Origin of the sequence: Phenylobacterium immobile (ATCC 35973), from assembly GCF_001375595.1 — a bacterium.
Lineage (GTDB): Bacteria > Pseudomonadota > Alphaproteobacteria > Caulobacterales > Caulobacteraceae > Phenylobacterium > Phenylobacterium immobile.
The window spans coordinates 1-12345 of sequence record NZ_CVJQ01000003.1 but is presented as its reverse complement, the minus strand read 5'-3'; the positions used below and the strand labels follow the sequence as shown (position 1 = coordinate 12345).

The 12345-nt window shown below is 64.9% G+C and carries 13 protein-coding genes; 5 read left to right on the top strand and 8 right to left on the bottom strand.

The annotated features are described in order from the left end of the window. The first annotated feature begins 187 nt into the window (after positions 1-187). Positions 188-994, top strand: a complete 807-nt coding sequence (locus BN1313_RS15490; protein ID WP_091743214.1) for a GntR family transcriptional regulator — start codon at positions 188-190, stop codon at positions 992-994. Between the two features lie 42 nt (positions 995-1036). On the opposite strand, the gene BN1313_RS15485 is transcribed toward BN1313_RS15490, so the two are convergent. The 5 genes from BN1313_RS15485 to BN1313_RS15465 form a co-directional block, all read right to left on the bottom strand. Beyond that, positions 1037-1219, bottom strand: coding sequence for a DUF3606 domain-containing protein (locus BN1313_RS15485; RefSeq protein ID WP_091743213.1), 183 nt, complete (start codon positions 1217-1219; stop codon positions 1037-1039). Positions 1220-1310: 91 nt separating this feature from the next. Beyond that, entirely contained in the window at positions 1311-1589 is a 279-nt protein-coding gene (locus tag BN1313_RS15480; RefSeq protein ID WP_091743212.1) for a hypothetical protein, read from the bottom strand. A gap of 194 nt (positions 1590-1783) precedes the next feature. Continuing rightward, positions 1784-2344, bottom strand: a complete 561-nt coding sequence (locus BN1313_RS15475) for an SDR family oxidoreductase (RefSeq protein WP_281176489.1) — start codon at positions 2342-2344, stop codon at positions 1784-1786. Then, positions 2326-3429 carry a dihydroorotase gene (locus BN1313_RS15470; protein ID WP_091743210.1) on the bottom strand — a complete coding sequence of 368 codons (1104 nt, stop codon included), beginning with the start codon at positions 3427-3429 and terminating at the stop codon, positions 2326-2328. The genes BN1313_RS15475 and BN1313_RS15470 overlap by 19 nt, the downstream gene beginning before the upstream one ends. Positions 3430-3492: 63 nt before the next feature. Beyond that, positions 3493-4554 (bottom strand): alkene reductase, encoded by a 1062-nt coding sequence (locus tag BN1313_RS15465; RefSeq protein ID WP_091743209.1) that lies wholly within the window; start codon positions 4552-4554, stop codon positions 3493-3495. Between the two features lie 222 nt (positions 4555-4776). Between BN1313_RS15465 and BN1313_RS15460 the strand changes: the two genes are divergently transcribed. Continuing rightward, complete coding sequence (locus tag BN1313_RS15460; RefSeq protein ID WP_091743208.1) at positions 4777-5724, top strand: 2-hydroxyacid dehydrogenase; 948 nt, start codon at positions 4777-4779, stop codon at positions 5722-5724. A 92-nt stretch (positions 5725-5816) separates the two neighbouring features. After that, positions 5817-6746, top strand: a complete 930-nt coding sequence (locus BN1313_RS15455; RefSeq protein WP_091743207.1) for an alpha/beta fold hydrolase — start codon at positions 5817-5819, stop codon at positions 6744-6746. A gap of 35 nt (positions 6747-6781) precedes the next feature. Here BN1313_RS15455 and BN1313_RS15450 read toward each other — a convergent pair whose 3' ends face one another. Further along, positions 6782-7699, bottom strand: coding sequence for a LysR family transcriptional regulator (locus tag BN1313_RS15450; protein ID WP_091743206.1), 918 nt, complete (start codon positions 7697-7699; stop codon positions 6782-6784). A gap of 139 nt (positions 7700-7838) precedes the next feature. Here BN1313_RS15450 and BN1313_RS15445 point away from each other — a divergent pair, with 139 nt between their 5' ends. Together BN1313_RS15445 and BN1313_RS15440 are read left to right on the top strand one after the other, a co-directional pair. After that, positions 7839-8027 carry a tautomerase family protein gene (locus BN1313_RS15445; protein WP_091743205.1) on the top strand — a complete coding sequence of 63 codons (189 nt, stop codon included), beginning with the start codon at positions 7839-7841 and terminating at the stop codon, positions 8025-8027. Positions 8028-8067: 40 nt separating this feature from the next. Continuing rightward, entirely contained in the window at positions 8068-8901 is an 834-nt protein-coding gene (locus BN1313_RS15440; protein WP_091743204.1) for an alpha/beta fold hydrolase, read from the top strand. A gap of 162 nt (positions 8902-9063) precedes the next feature. Here BN1313_RS15440 and BN1313_RS15435 read toward each other — a convergent pair whose 3' ends face one another. Both BN1313_RS15435 and BN1313_RS15430 read right to left on the bottom strand, forming a co-directional pair. After that, positions 9064-10317 (bottom strand): D-amino acid dehydrogenase, encoded by a 1254-nt coding sequence (locus BN1313_RS15435; RefSeq protein WP_091743203.1) that lies wholly within the window; start codon positions 10315-10317, stop codon positions 9064-9066. A 112-nt stretch (positions 10318-10429) separates the two neighbouring features. After that, positions 10430-11794: a spinster family MFS transporter gene (locus BN1313_RS15430; protein WP_091743202.1), complete on the bottom strand. Its 1365-nt coding sequence runs from the start codon at positions 11792-11794 to the stop codon at positions 10430-10432. Positions 11795-12345 lie beyond the last annotated feature (551 nt).

Sequence of the window (12345 nt, the reverse complement as noted above, 5' to 3'; positions counted from 1 at the left end):
GGTCGAGCCGAGATGTCGAATGTTCTAACTTTATACTGTTTCGCCCTGTCTCAGGGCGCCCTGGAAGCTCGGCCGTCTGCAATTTGGGCTCTGCGCGCTTCCGCGTCCTAAACGCCGCTTCCGCGCCCTCGTCTGCGCACCGGCTCTCCCATGACCCAGCGCGGAATCTGCCCTATGATCCCCACGCATGGACGAGAATGCATGGGTTGCGACGCTGCGGCCTTACCGGCTGGACGCGAACCTCCCGACGCCCCTCTACGATCAGATCTACTTGGTGCTTCGAGAGCGCATCAAGAGCGGCCGCATCGGTCCCTATTCCCTGTTGCCTAGCGAGCCCGCGCTCTGCCGTGTGTTCGGCGTCTCGGCGATCACGATCAAACGCGCGCTCAAGGAACTCGTGAACGAGGGGTTGGTGGCCCGCTATCAGGGCAGGGGAACCTATGTCTCAGGCGCACAGCCGCTACCGGTCGTCATCGCTTCGTTCGACGATCTGGCCGACAGCCCGCAGATTGAAGGCTTCGAAACAACGCTGGAGTTGCTCGAGGTGGCGGTCGTCCCGGCGCCGGACGAAATCGCCACCGCCCTGAAGCTTGCCAACGGCGCCGGCGTGCAGCGTGCGGTGCGTCGATGCCGCGTCGCGGGCAGCCCCTTGGCCTATCTGGTGACGTTCGTCCCCCTGCATATCGCCAACCTCTATACCGATGAGGATTTGGCGACGACGCCGATGGAGCCGCTGTTCGCACGCATCGGCGTTCCGATGCGGGGCTCGGAGGAATGGTTGTCGTCCACGGCGGCGGCGCCGCACATCGCCTCGGCGTTGGAGACGGCGATCGGCGCGCCGCTTCTGAAGCTGCAGCGCCTGATCGGCGGGCCCAGAGGCGAGCTCGTCCAGATTCTCATCGGCTATTACCACCCGGACCGATTTCGCTACCGGATCCGCACTCGTCGTCGGCGTACGCAGAAGGCTGACAAGATCGAGGCGACGGGAGCCTGATCTTGCGCCTCCGCCGGCGCGACGAAGCCGTTAGCCTGCGCCTCAGCGCTTCTTGCCGAGTTCGGCCGCGATGTCCTTGGTCAGCCGGCCGACCTTGCGGTGGGCCGCGGTGATCTGGTCGCGCGTCACGCCCCAGCGCTTCATCCAGTATTCGACCGCCTTGCGCTCAGACAAATCGAGCCGCTCAGTGTCGATAAAGCCGCGCTTGTCCTTCAGCCCCGCCATGGCGCCGCTCCGCTAATCAAGGCCGCGCCCACCGCGCGACATGGGGCCTTAGCGCAAAATGCGGCCTTTGGGGCCCTCGCTGCATGTTCGTCTACGTCGGGTGCGCCATGGCGTCGGCGTAGACGCCGATCAGTTGCTGATCCATCGGCGGGCAGGCCAGGCCTGCGGGCTCCAAGGCGCGACGCAGGTGCGAGGTGTCGAAATGCAGGCGCGAAATATTGGTCGTCGCGCCCCGCCCGGGATCCAGGGAGGCGCTTAGCGTCAGGGCTGTGAACTCGCGATGGGTCGGCAGCAGTTCGCGGAGGCCGCCGTGCCAGGCGCCGTAAGTGACGAGTTGGATCGGATGGCCGTGCGCCTGCAAGCCCTGCATGAACGCGCGCCAGGTGATCGGGGCGTCGGTGAGCGTGATAGTGACGATTGGCGTGCGCGGTCGTCATTGCGATCTCAGCCATCGCCGCCGCGGCGAAGTCGACAGGTGTGATATGCATCAAGACGTCGAAGTCCTGAGCCTTGCCCAGCATCAGGCACGCCCGGACGTTCAGCGTGAGTGCGTCGTCCGGCTTGCTACGCCCTGTCCGTGTGTCGCCCCAGAGATATCCCAGCCGGTGGGTCGTTACGTTCCAGCCGCGCGCGCGCCAGGTCGCTCAGCCGTTCGGCGATCCATTTTGACGCCGGGTAGCCGCCGCGGAAGCCCTCGCCGTCGCCGACCAAGGGATCCTCGAAGGCCGTCGCCGCGCCTGTATAGGCCGCCGCGTTGAACACCGAGGAGGACGAGGACAGGTGCACCGGCTTGGGTCTGACGGCGGCCGCCAGCCGCAGCAGATTGAGCGGCCCGCCAACGTTGATGGCCAGGAGCCCGCTGAGCGGCGCCAGGAAGCTTACGCTGGCCGCGGCGTCGACGCTCACGTCGATGTCGCGGGCGAGATCCAGCCATTGGGCTTCGTCCAGGCCCAGCAAGGGGCTATCGACGGCGCCGACTACGACGTCGATGCGAGAGACATCCGCTGTCAACCCGTAGCGGGTGAGATTCGCCTGCAGCCGAGCCAAGCCGGCTGAGGCTTCGGCGGCGCCGGAAGGCGCGGTATGATCGCCGCGCGTCGAAGACCTTAGGCCGCGAGTTTCCAGGCCACCTTCTCGCCCAGGCGGAAGGGCCGGATTTCGTCCATACGCGGTTCGTCCGACGTGATGTGGAAGGTCTGGCGCACCACCCAGTCTTCCCGCACCAGATCGATGGTCCGATCGGATGGCGCCACACCGTAGAATCGCGGACCGTTCAGCGCGGCGAAGGCCTCGAAGCGGTCCAAGGCGCCCATCAGGTCGAAGGCTTCGGCATAGAGCTCAATACCGGCGTGGACCATCATCACGCCGCCGGCGCAGCAGTCGGTTTCCTTCTTGCCAATCGGGTGCGGCGCGGAATCGCTGCCCAGCCAGACGAAGGGCGAGCCGGAGGCGGCCAGGTCGCGAAGGGCCAGCTTGTCCTCTTCGCGCTGGATGATCGGCCACCACGACATGTGCGGGCGGAAACCGCCTCGATGAACGTCGCGTCGGTCGAGCAGCAAGTGCTGGGCGGTTAGCGAGCAACCTAGGTGCGCCGACTGGTTCGCGCTCATGAAGGCCGCGCCCTCCTTAGTCGAAAGGTGCTCAACCGAGATCTTCAGCGCCGGGTGGGCCTCGACAATCCGCGGCAGGGTCTCGCGAACGAAATGGGTCTCCTGATCGTACGGGTCCAACTCCGAACCGTCCGCGGCGAAGCCGTCGGCCGCGTGTAGCAAAAGCACGGCGTCGAGGTCCGCAAGTGTGCGTAGCACCTCAAATGGCGTAGAGCCCGCGGTCCAGAGCGAGGCAGGATTGGCGACGCCGCTGTCGCTGTTGGTCGTCAGGCCGCGCGGATAATATTTGATCCCGGCCAGTCCGTGATGGGTGCGGGCCAGCCGCACCTGCGCCGGGTCCAGCGTGTCGGTTAGATAGAGGGTCATCAGCGGCTGGAAGCTCGGCCCCGTCGCGGCGATCACCTCCGCGCGATAAGCCTCGACCATCGCGGCCGTGGTGATCGGCGGTTGGGTGTTTGGCATGATGATCGCGCCGGCGAACCTTTGGGCGAGCATCTCACCGACGATCTTCAAGGTCTCTCCGCCGCGCACATGGTGGTGCATGTCGAAGGGCATGCGGATCGACAGGCGCGATCCGGTTTCGCTGAGGGATGCAGACATGCTTCGTCTCTAGGTTGCGCGAGGGTGGGTGTCCAACAGATGCGCTTGGAACGGATCGGGCGATCAGTCCGCCGCGCTGAGCGCTGGATAGTCGATATATCCCTCCGGCCCATCGCCGTAGAAGGTCTCCGGCCGCGGCGGATTGAGGTGGGCGCCCGTCGCGTACCGCGCCGGCAGGTCTGGGTTGGCGATGAAGAGCTTGCCGAAGGAAACGGCGTCGGCCGCGCCGGACGCGACAGCCGCCTCGCCGGCCGCCAGATCGAAACCGTCGTTGGCGATGTAGACTCCCTTGTAGAGCGCGCGAAGTTGATCACCGATCGCGCCTGGTCCCGCGCGCTCACGAACGAATAGAAAGCCGAGGTTGCGTGCCTGGGCGGCCTCGGCGACGTACCCGAAGGTCTGCGCAGGATTGCTGTCGCTCATGTCATGAGCTTCGCCGCGGGGCGAGATGTGCAGGCCTACGCGACCCGCGCCGAACACGGAGATCGCCGCGTCGACGGCCTCGAGCATGAAACGCGCGCGGTTCTCGACCGAGCCGCCGTAATCGTCGGTGCGCCGGTTCGTGCCGTCCTGCAGGAATTGGTCCAGAAGATAGCCATTAGCGCCATGCAATTCGACGCCGTCGAAGCCTGCGCGCTGGGCGTTTTCCGCCCCTTTGCGGTAAGCTTCGACCAGGTCGGCGATCTCAGCGACCGCGAGCGGATGGGGGGTGACGTAGGGCCTCTTGGGGCGCAGCAGGCTGACCTCGCCGCGCGGGGCGATCGCGCTCGCCGAAACGGGCGTGTCGCCGTCCAGGAAGCTTGGGTCAGAGATGCGACCGACGTGCCAGAGCTGCAGGAAGATCACGCCGCCCGCGGCGTGCACGGCCTCTGTGACGCGCTTCCATCCCTCGACCTGCTGCGCCGACCAGATCCCTGGCGTGTTCGGATAGCCGACGCCTTGCGGAACGATGGAGGTCGCCTCCGTGAGGATCAGGCCCGCCGATGCGCGTTGTCGATAGTATTCCACGACCATCGGGCCAGGGCTTCGCTCGGAGCCGCAGCGGATACGGGTCAGCGGGGCCATGACGAGGCGATTCTTGAGCGTCAGGCCGCCCAGTTCCAGCGGATCGAGAAGCGTCGGCATTGTCTAAAGTCCTGAGCGCGGCGAGCCACGGTTGAGCTCACCCGCGTTTGCGGCATGAGGCGTGCCGCTGTCCAGTAGGGCGGTGGGGCGGAGCCCGGCGTCGGCCGCCTTCGCGGCGGCGGCGATGAAACCAGGCTCAACCGAAAGATGCTTGCAATGCGGGTTTACAGTGTATGGCGGCCGCCTTAATCCTTGCCCTCGCGCTTACAAGAAGGCTTACCGATGTCGTCCAACAAGCCCGTCGTCATGATGGTGGACCCGTTCCTCGAACGGTTCTCGCCGCTCTTCAACGACAGCTATGAGTTGGTCAAGCTCTGGGAAGCGCCAAGCGAAGACGCGTTCTTCGCGACGGAGGGCCAGCGCGTGGGCGCGGTCGTCACTATCGGACATTTTCCGGCGCGCGCGCCGGTGCTGTCTCGTCTGCCGAACCTGGGCCTCGTGGCCTGCTTCAGCACGGGTTTCGAAGGCGTCGATGTCGATTGGTGTCGCGAGAATGGGGTCGCCGTGACCAACGGCGCCGCCGCGAACGGCGGCGATGTCGCCGATCAGGCCGCGATGCTGCTGCTCAACTGCTATCGCCGCGCCACGCAAGGCGGACGTGTCGTGCGCGATGGAAGCTGGCAAGCGGTGCCCGGGCTTGCGGGTCGCTCGCTCCGGGGGAAGAAGGTCGGCATCGTCGGGATGGGCCGGATCGGCCGCATGACCGCGCAACGTATCGCCGCCTTCGAGACCGAGATCCACTGGTACGGGCCGAACCCGAAGCCTGACATCGCCTATCCGCGGGCGGAAAGCGTCGTCGAACTGGCGCGCATCTGCGACGCCCTGGTGGTTGTCGCCCCGGCGACGCCGGAGACGGAGAAAATGATCAACCGCGAGGTGCTGGATGCGCTGGGTCCGCAAGGGGTGGTGGTCAACATCTCGCGCGGCAGCCTGGTGGATGAGGACGCGCTGATCGCGGCGCTCAAGGAAGGGCGGCTTTGGGGCGCTGGCTTGGATGTCTTTGAGGTTGAACCTACCGATCCGGCCAGATGGGCGGATGTGCCGAACGCGGAGCTTATGCCGCACTCGGCAGGGTCGACGCCCGAAGGCGGCAAGCTGATGTCCGACCGGTTCTTGGAGAACCTGCGCTGCTTCTTCGCCGGGGAACCGCTGGTCTCACCGTTGTTTTAGCGCAGGCCCCTCCGGGATCCTCCGCCAGGCAGGGTCGCCCCATCTCAGTGGCCTAGCTCAAGAAATCCGATTTTCCCGATGGGAGCCAAGCCGTGGCCGAGCGCCTGAAGCTAACGAATCCGGTTCATGAACGCCCGCGCGGCGCGTGGAACTCGGTCGCCACCGAGCTTTTCGGCTGCCAAACGCGTTTCGTGCAAGGCGAGCGCTGGACACACCGTATTATCGAGAAGGGCGATGGCCCGCCGCTGTTCATGTATCATGGGGTTGGCGGCTACGCCGAACCCTACGCCAGGGTGCTCCCCTCGCTTGCGCGTGACTTCCGGGTCATCGCCGCGGACGCCATATACCATGGAAAGAGCTCGAAGGAGCCGTGGGATCCCAGCCAGCGTGTCGCGCTCATGGCTGAGGGTTACGTCGATCTGCTGCACGCCTTGGGATACGAGAAGGCGCATTTCGAAGGCGAGTCCATGGGCGCCGCCATGGGCGTCGAGATCGGCATGCGCTTTCCCGAGACCGTCGACAGTCTGATCCTGAACGGGTTCGGGCGGGTGGCCACGGATCGTAAAGAATTTAAGACGCAGCCGTTCAAGGGTAACCTTCTTGAGCTTTCCCAAAAGGCTGTTCTGGATCCGACCTACGAGAACATTCGCAATCGCCTTTGGTGGCTCGTCCACGACAATGACTCAATCGACGACGAGGCGATCCGCTTGCGGCAGCGTGTCTGGTCCGATCCCGAGGTCAAACCCGCTCTGATGCGAACTTTCGGACTGTCTGGAGTCGATCCCAGAACGGTCGCGCCAGCCCCGTGGTCAGAGCGTGAGGTCCGCGAGCAGTGGCGGGTGAAGAACAGTCTGGTTCTTTATGGGGAATTCAATCCCGAAAGAGGCCCCGATTACGGCGAGTACTGCGCCGATATCATCGGCGCGAAATTCTACGAGTTCAAAGCCGTTGGGCATTGGCCGATGTGGGAGGCGCCCGACGAATACGTCGAAGTGCTGCGGAGCTTCCTGCTGAATCTCTAGCAACGCCGAGGGGCTGCTGAGGCGCCTATGGCGCGTCAGTCCAGGAGCCCGCGCGCCGCGCAGGCGACGAGTTGGTCAATCACGTAGCGAACCTTCGGGCTGAGCTGGGCGGCTCGAGGCCAAAGTGCATGGACATCCACTGGTCCGGCGGCATAGGCCTCCAGAAGGGGGATGAGCGCGCCCCGCGCGATCGGACCCCGAACGAGCGAGGCGGGCGCCTGGAATATGCCAAGTCCCGCAAGCCCAGCCTCCACCATCGCTTCCCCGTCGCTCATCTGGTGCGTGGCGGGTGGCAGAATCCGGCGTTCCACGCCGCGATCCATGACGACCCAGTGCAACGGCGGGCCGCGGTGAGAGCCGACGACAGCCATGTGCTGCTGCAGGTCGTCCAGTGAAGTCGGCGCGCCGCGCGCCTGCAGATAGCTCGGCGCCGCGCAGATGACGCGCGGTTGGCGGACCAGTCGCCGCGCGATCAGGTGGCTCGTATCGGCCAGACCGCCGAAGCGGATCAGGATATCGACGTCCTCTTCAAGCGGATCAGTGATTGCATCGGTGAATGTCAGCGACAGGCTCAGCGCCGGGTGCGGCCGGGCCATGTCGAGCAGGAGCGGCAAGAGGACCCGCCGGCCGAAGGCGACCGGCATGTTCACCCGCAACCGCCCGCTGATGACCTCATGGGCCGATCTTAATGCGTCACCGGCGGCGTGGATCTCAGCGAGCGCCGCCTCGCACGCCGCGAAATAGGCCTCGCCGTCAGCCGTCAGGCGGGTGATCCGCGTCGTTCGTTGGAACAGTGTCACGCCCAGGTGTTGCTCGAGCCGGGCGATCGACTTGCCCACGGCGGACTTGGTCACGCCCAGCATTGCTGCCGCCCGGGTGAAGTTGCCCGCTTTGGCCGCGGCCACGAAGGTCGCGATGTTGGGCAGGCTGGCGACGTCCTGTCTCGGATTCATAATGTATCCTGTAGATCTACAGAGTGTTTCCGATGTTCAGGATTGTCCCGCAATGAGGCTACATTAGATAGGGATGGCGCGGCGACAAGTCCCTCGGGCTTGCAAGCGTTCCGCGCTTATCGCCGTAAAGGACAGACCCATGCCCGTCGTTCGCATCAGCTGGTTTGAAGGTAAGGACCACAAGCAGAAGGCTCAGGTGGCCGCCGAGGTCACGGAAAGCATCGTGCGCAACACCGCCACGGACCCTAAGTACATCTACGTCATCTTTGACGACGTGAAGGCCAGCGACTGGGCCGGCGAAGGCAAGCTGTACGGCGAACCCGCCTGATCACGAATTTGCCCGCAGGGCGACCGCATTGGAGACAGACATGACCAGCAGCGACAGGCCCGAAATCGGACGCAGCGTCCAGGCCAACGGCATCCGCACCAACTACCTTGAAGCCGGCTCGGGGGCCGAGACCGTCATGCTGATCCACGGGTCGGGACCCGGCGTCAGCGCCTATGGCAACTGGCGACTGGTCCTGCCGGCGCTCGCCGAGAATTTCCGGGTGATCGCCCCCGACATGGTCGGTTTCGGCTATTCCGATCGTCCGCAAGACGTCGACTACCAGCTCGACACCTGGGCGGATCAGGCTGTGGGAGTCTTGGACGCCCTGGGCGTCGAAAAGGCCCATCTGGTGGGTAACAGCTTTGGCGGCGCCATCGCCCTGCGCGTTGCGACCAAGCACCCTGACCGCGTCGGCAAGCTGGTCCTGATGGGTAGCGTCGGCGTGCCGTTCGAGATCACCGAAGGTCTCGACGCTGTCTGGGGCTATGAGCCCTCCGTTGAGAATATGAAGAAGATCCTCGGTTATTTCACCTATGAGTCCGGGGCGGTTGACGATGAGCTGGCGCGATCGCGCTACCAGGGGAGCATCCAGCCCGGCTTCCAGGAAGCGTTCTCCGCCATGTTCCCGGCGCCGCGCCAGCGGTGGGTCGACGCCATGACGATTCCGGAGGCTGAACTCCGGCAGCTTCAGCATCGCACCCTGATCGTGCACGGCCGCGAGGATCAGGTCATCCCGCTTGCGAATTCCTACGCGCTGGAGCGCATCTTGCCGAACGCCGACCTTACGGTCTTCGGCAAATGCGGTCACTGGTCGATGATTGAACGGAACGCCGACTTCAACCGGCAGGTTCGGGATTTCATCCTCGAAGCCTGAAGCGCGGCTGCGCGCTGGCGGGCGGATCAGGGCCTAAAAAGGCCGCTATGACAGTGATCTTCGCCTCGTAGTCCGGCGTGGCCAACATGGCCTCGCCGGTCGCGCGCGCGGGCGTCTGGTCCGCCGACCGCGGGTTCGTTGTTCGTCGCGCCTCGTCTTGAGTCAGTGGTAGCGGGCCAGGGCCAGATCAGCGACCTCGATATCAGGCGCCCGGCCGCCGATCAGGTCAGCCATGACGCCTGCGGATCCGCAGGCCATGGTCCAGCCCAGCGTCCCGTGCCCGGTGTTCAGGTAGAGGTTGTCGAAGGCCGTGGGACCCACCACGGGCGTGCCGTCAGGGGTCATTGGCCGCAGGCCCGTCCAGAAGGATGCCCCGGCGACATCGCCGGCGTCGGGGAACAGGCCCTGCAGGGAATGCGTCAGCGTTCGCCGCCGCCGCGGGTCCAGCGACAGGTCAAAGCCGGAAATCTGCGCCATTCCGCCGACGCGGATGCGATTGCCCAGGCGCGTGATCGCGACCTTGTAGCTTTCATCCAGCAGGGTCGAGACCGGTGCTCGGGGTTCGTCGACAATCGGGGCCGTGATTGAAAAGCCCTTCACCGGATAGACTGGAAGCCGCAGGCCCAACGGTCGGATCATCGCGGGAGAATAGCTGCCCAGGGCCACGACATAGGCGTCGCCGACGATCACGCCGTGCTCGGTCCTGACACCCGTGATCCGGCCGCCCTGACCGGCGAGCGCCTCGATCTTGACGCCCAGCCGGAAGTCGACGCCCAGGGCTTGCGCCATCCCGGCGAGCGCCTGGGTGAACATGTGGCAGTCTCCGGTTTCGTCGTGGGGCAGTCGCAGGCCGCCCACAAAGGGCTCGCGAGCGTGGGCCAGGCCCGGCTCGGCCGCGATGCAACCTTGCACGTCGAGGACTTCGAAGGGCACGCCGCCGCTTTGCAGGACCGCGATGTCCTTGGCCGCGCCATCCAGTTGGTAACGCTTGCGAAAGAGTTGCAGCGTGCCGCGCATGCGCTCGTCATAGGCGATGCCAGTTTCAGCACGGAGCGCGTCGAGCCGGTCTCGACTGTATTCGGCCAGCCGCACCATCCGGCGCTTGTTCAGTGCGTAGCGATCCGGCGTGCAATTGCGCGCCACGGCCAGCAGCCACGTCGCCATGGCCAGATCGAACTTCGGCCGCAGGATCAGGGGGGCGTGCTCCATCAGCAGCCAAGAGGGCGCCTTGCGTGGCACGTCGGGCGCGGCCCAGGGCGAAGCGTAGCCTGGCGAGATTTCACCGGCGTTGGCGAAACTGGTCTCGTTGGCGACTGTGGGCTGGCGGTCGACGACCGTCACCTCATGCCCGTCGCGCGCCAGGAAATAGGCCGTGGTGACACCGATGACGCCGGCGCCGAGCACGATGATCTTCATTCTTCGAAATCCACCGGGATCGGCGACAGTCGCCCTGTTGGCGCTTTCACGCAAATCCGTCGTGGCCCGGGCTGTTCCTGGCGCGAATAGCCGAGCTAGTCCGTCCTGGGCCTTAGCCTTGACCCTCGACGTTCCGACGGAACGCACGGAGGTTCAAAAGGAGCATAAGACCGCCCGCCACGCCCAGGATCGGCGACAGCATGAAGGCCCACCGGATGGCTTCGACCTTGCCCAGGGTTGGCAAGAGCAGATCGCTCAGCATCCCGGTGAACAAGGGCCCGAAGCCTTGGCCCAGCACATTGGCGCCGATCAGCATCATGGCCCCAGCTAGGCTGCGGCTGGAGGCCGGGACACGGTCGAGGGCCTCGGCGACCATCGGCGCGTTCTTGAAGGCCATGAAGAAAGTGGCCGTGCAGCCGCCCAGCAATGACAGCCACACCGGCCCCCCGAAGATAAAGGCCAGCTGAGCTGGGATCGCCAGGAGCATTGTCACGCCTGGCACGATCACCATCCACTCGGTCTTGCCTGTGCGACGCACCATGTGGGCGGCCAGGAAGCCGCCGGCCAGACCGCCAAGGACGCCGGAGACACCCCAGGTCGGCGCCAGGATGTTGGTGGCCCACGAAAGGTTCACGCCATGCACGCGCATCATGAACGCTGGCGTCCAGGTTTGTGTGATGCCCGCGGCGAGCCCCAGCACCACTTGCGCGGCGAAAAGCACCTGAAAACCCCGGGTCGCGAACATGATCCGCACGGATCCCATGAAGCTTTCGGCCGCAGGCGTCCCGGATGCACGGGTCGTCGCGTCGGCGGCGGGGGTCTCCAGCCTATCCATGCGGCCCCGGACGGGCTCCTTCACCGTCAGGAAGATGACGAGACCCAACAACACCCCAGGCGCCCCGACGGCGATGAATGCGCCGCGCCAGCCGTAGGCCGCCGCCGCCAGGCCCAGCAAAGGCGCGCCGACCACCATCGCCAGAACGGCCGTCGATTGGAAAATCGCGATGGCTTGCGCCCGTTGGCGCTTTTGGAAGTAGTCGGTGATCAACGATAGCGACGGGGGAATGCCAGCCGATTCGCCGATGCCCACACCGGCGCGCACCAGCGCCATCTGCCAGAAATTGCCCGCTACGCCGCATAGCATTGTCATGACCGACCAGCCGACGAGACCCATGGCGAGGATCGTCCGGCGCACCCAGCGATCCGCCCAGCGGGCGATGGGAATGCCAAAGACTGTGTAGAACAGTACAAACGCAAAGCCTGAAAGCAGGCTCATCTGTGTGTCGCTGGCGTTCAGGTCGCGCTTTATCGGCTCCATCAGAAGCGTGAAGGCGATCCGGTCCATCGTATTGAAAATGTTGGCGAGGGCTAACAGCACCAGAACGTAGATGGCGTAGGGTCGGGAAGGCGGCGCTTCGGCAGCTGTCTGGTTGCCTGGCGTGGGCGCAGAATCCGCCGCGCGGTCCATTGAAGACATTCTTCCCCTCCCTTGATCTCTCTGCGCATCAGCGCGCTTCTTTTCGAAGCTTCTTAGTCTTGCCGCGCGTCAGCGACCGTTAGTCCCTGCAACTGCACTGTGATCCGGCCTGCTCTATGTCAAGGCAGGTTTTCGCTCGAGCTCCGCCGATAAATTTGACCGTGAGGAGGAAAACATCGGCGAGCGGTCGCGGCCCGCGGTCGTTTGTAACATTTGAGGTCTAAAAATGACTGCGTTGACTAATAGCCTGGAGTGGGAAAATGTGGGGGCGGAGGTAGGTTTTTACACAACAGACTAAATCTCTGCAGCTGGCCGTTAGAGTTGGCGCCTGAGATGACTGTACGTGTCGAACACAATGAAAAGTGCCGTGCAGGATTCTCATTTGGGCATCCGCGGTCACAGAAAAGATGTGGGGGAACCGCCATGAATCTACGCGCACTCTTGCTGCTGGGAGCCAGCGTCGTCGCGTCTGCGACGGCGATCGCCGCCTCGGCTGCAGCGCAGGACGCTAGCAGCGTCGCCGTCGGCGAAGTCATCGTCACCGCCGAACG